Here is a 4,025-nt window from a genome sequence, read left to right as displayed (position 1 = left end):
CAGGAACCGTTCACGGCGGGTCTGGTACTTCGGCTTCGGGGCGCGTTTCTTGGGCATCGTCGTCAGGCTGAGGGCGGGGGAGAACACAGGGCACAAGGGTATCACTCAGACCCCTTCGCCAAAACGGAATTGTTCAGCGTTTCCCTAACGGTTCTGCGACTCTGAGCCAAAATGAATTTTTGGGGAATACGGCAACAGAAGTTGGTGGTGGTCTTAGAGTTACTTTTGAGAACGAATACATGGCACAGAATAACGCGATTAATCTTCTGCGGAATCAGTTCTCGAATAATACGACACAGCAGTCCGGAGGCGGTGCTTATATATCTGGAAACGGACAATATAGAATTCAAGTTGATAATTACAACATTATTCTAACAGAAAACGAGTTTCTGACGAATTCAGCGTTAGAATACGGCGGGGCCGTCTGGATCGGCCTGGGTTCTTTAGCTAACGGTCTGGTTAACCTCGTCAATAATCGGGTTATCGAGAATGAAGCGGGACTTTCCGGCGGCGGTTTTGGTGTTTCTTTAAGTAGAAGCAGCCAGACCAGTATCGTGAGCAACGCGCTGTTCGGTAATTCGGCAGGAACCGCCGGAACCGCCGCATCCGCCGATGCGCTCGGCGGCGGTCTTTATCTAGCCGCGACGGATGGCACTCTGACACTCACCAACAACACCCTGGTGCAAAATGACGCGCCGACCGGTGGCGGCGTTGCGCTACGGCTGTCTGGCCAAGGTGATTCGGTCGGAGGGGTGCTGCGCAACAATCTGTTCTGGGCCAATCGAGCTTCGCCCGGTCAGGATCTCTCAATCAACAACGATGTCGATGGCGATTTTGACTACTACCCCTTAACGCTGCTCTATAACAATTTCGATCAAACCCTCGGCAGCGGCATCACCATGACCATCGGGATGCTCATTGATCCCAGCAATCAAAATGCCGTCGATCCCCTGTTCGTCGACATGGCCAATGACGATTTGAGCCTGTTGAGCAACTCCCCGATGATCAACGCTGGCGACCCGATGACCAGCGGACTGCCTGCCACCGATGCTGCCGGCCATCCGCGCCTGGTGGGTGAGATCGTCGATATCGGCGCGTACGAAAACCCGACCGGTGATCCGTCCCTGGCCGGACTTAATGTGGGCCTGGAAGGGGATGGCGACGGCACCGTGACCTCAATGCCAGCGGGCATTGACTGCGGAATCGATTGCAACACGGTGTTTGCGGCCGGAACCGAGGTCACGGTGACCGCGACACCCGCTAGCGATAATGATGTGTTCACCGGCTGGAGCGGGGCCTGCTCCGGCGCTGACCCGACCTGCACCCTCACCCTGAACGAGGCCACGGTGGTCATCGCCACCTTCGTGAAAGGCTATGCGATCAACGCCCGGGTCACTCCGAGCGGTGCCGGCACCATCGTGTGCGACCCCAATCCGGTGCCCAGCGGCCAGAGCAGTCTCTGCATCGCGCGGCCGGCCAGCGGTTATGGCTTCACCGCCTGGAGTAGCGGCTGCAACAGCACCGACAATCACACTTGTACGCTGACGACCGTCACTGGCACTCGATCTGTCACCGCCGAGTTTACCGGCACGGCAGACCTTACAGCTACCCAAGAGGTCGCAACCAGCTACACCCCCGGCGGCCTGCTGACCGTCACCGCACAGTTCAACGACATCAGCGGCGCGGAGGCACGCGGCCTGACCTGGCTACCCGAGCTACCCTCGGGCTGGACAGTCATCAGCGCCACGGGGGGTGGCTCACCCCAGGTCTCCAACAACGAGATCCTGTTCACCGGCACCCTGACACTACCGATCAACTTCAGCTACCAGATCCGGGTGCCCGAGGACGCACGCGGCGATCAGCAAATGGGTGCCACCCTCAACTACCAGTCAGCGGACATGGGCAACCCCGTCACGCTGCTCGTCGAGCCGGACCCGCTCCTGATCGGACAGGTAGGGGTCGTCCGCCACAGCGCCGATTACCAGGATCCGGCCTGGAACATCGACGCCACGGAAGCCAGTCGGGTGCTCGCCTACTGGCGTGAGCAGGCCTATCAGGTCGACGCCTCCAACCCGGATGGCTACGCCCTTGGCAGCGGCAACACCGAAGGCGCGCCGCATAGCGCCGACTATCGCGAACCCCAATGGCGCATCGATACCTTCGAGGTCAATCGCGTCCTCGGTTACTGGCGCGCGCCCTCGTACTACGTCGAGCCGCAAGGCGACGACGGCTACGCGCCCGGCGGTCAGCAGGTCGCGGGTACCGCGTCCAAGCGGGCGGCGGCCATATCGGCGGACACCACCGCCCCACAGGCTACCCAAGCGGCGAGTGTGGGCTACTACACCCCCGGCGAGACCCTGACCATCGTCAACACCCTCGGCCAGACCGGCGATGATCCGCTGCTCTCGCTGGTGTGGGTGCCGACCCTGCCGAGTGGCTGGACTCTGAGTGGAGTCAGTGGCTCGGGCAGTCCCGAACTCAGCCCCGCCGGCACGGAGATCCTCTTCACCGCGAGCGGTGAGTTGACGCTGCCCTTGACCTTCAGCTACAGCGTTCAGGTGCCAGAGACGGCCAGCGGCTCGCAAGCGATCAGCGCCGAATTCACCTATCAGCGCCTCGGTATGATCAATGAGGCCAGTGCCACGCCGACGCCGAATCCGCTCGTGATCGGCGATACCGAAGAGACTGGCGGGTGTGCCACGACCGCAACCACACTGACCACCTCGGTGACCAGCGGTACCCTGACCCAGCGCTCCGAGATCGGCATCCAGGTCGCCGGCTCAGTATCGGTCGCCAGCGGCGCCACGCTTGACCTTACCGCCCCGCGCATCACCTTCGCGCCCAGCTTCCGAGTCGAGGCGGGCGGGCGGCTCATGGCGACCTCGGCACCGGTGACCTGTACGGCAGCGGCCTCGGCCCAGAACACGGCGGCCTTGATCGCCAGCGCGCCGGCAGCGGTCGCGCCCGGGTTCATCGCCGGCAAGGATGCCCTGCCATCCTGGCTACAGGAGCATCTTGCTGAACTCAGCATCGACACTGACGCCCTGACCGGCGGTCTGCTTGATGCCGATGAACGCTGGCTGATCCTGGAAACCACTCAGACGCTGCATCCCGAGGATGGCAACGAAGCGAGTGACCTGTATCGCCTCGATCTGTTGACCGACCACATCGCGCTGATCAGCGTCACCGAGGATGGCTCAGCCGGCAACGGCGCCAGCCGCGATCCAGCCGCCGATACGCTCGGCGAGCGGGTGGTGTTTTCCAGTGCCGCCAGCGATCTGGTGCCCGGTGATGACAACGGCGTAAGTGATCTGTTCCTGCGCGATCTGGCGCTGGGCGTCACGGAGCGGCTGACGCAGGCTGAGCAGGCTTCGGCCCATCCGGCGGTCGATGCCGAGGGCACCGTTCTGGTCTATGACCAGGCGAGCCTTGAAGGCCCACGCCAGATCCTCGGCCAGGCACTGATCGATGGTCCAGCGGCTGAGATCGTGCCGTTGAGCGAAGGCGAGGCCCTAGCTGATGCGCATCATCCAGGGCTCAGCACCGACGGGCGATTCCTGGCCTATCTGAGCCAGTCCGTCGCCGCAGATGGCGCCCAGCTCTGCGCAATTTCCATCCGCGATCTCGTCAGCGGCATCGACCACCGCCAGGCCTGCCCGGCGGAGTTGCTCGACGCTAGCGATTGGACGCGCCCGACGTTCAGCCCGGATGGTGGCACACTATACTGGTATCAAAGCGGCCAGGATCAATTGATCGCACTGCCCAATCCGCTCGCTGAGCGCTTCTCTCAGAACTAGAGCAAGGTATGAGGCTGGCATTCTGCCGGCCTCATACACCGCTTCCAGCTGAGCCATGCCGGATTGCGGCATGGCACGTATCAAGGAAACGCTGAACAATTCCGTTTTGGCGAAGGGGTCTGAGTGATACCCTTGTGCCCTGTGTTCTCCACCGCCCTCAGCCTGACGACGATGCCCAAGAAACGCGCCCCGAAGCCGAAGTACCAGACCCGCCGTGAACGGTTCCTG

General features: G+C 62.1%; 1 protein-coding gene. It reads left to right on the top strand.

Going from position 1 to position 4,025, the window contains the following annotated elements:
* Window positions 1-554: 554 nt before the first annotated feature.
* Window positions 555-3,797 carry an InlB B-repeat-containing protein gene (locus tag GJ668_RS19335; protein ID WP_155451719.1) on the top strand — a complete coding sequence of 1,081 codons (3,243 nt, stop codon included), beginning with the start codon at window positions 555-557 and terminating at the stop codon, window positions 3,795-3,797.
* The last annotated feature ends 228 nt before the right edge of the window (window positions 3,798-4,025 follow it).

Origin of the sequence: Allochromatium palmeri (genome assembly GCF_009720725.1) — a bacterium.
Classification (GTDB): domain Bacteria; phylum Pseudomonadota; class Gammaproteobacteria; order Chromatiales; family Chromatiaceae; genus Thermochromatium; species Thermochromatium palmeri.
The sequence above is the reverse complement of the archived record's forward strand: the minus strand, read 5'-3'. Positions and strand labels throughout refer to the sequence as shown.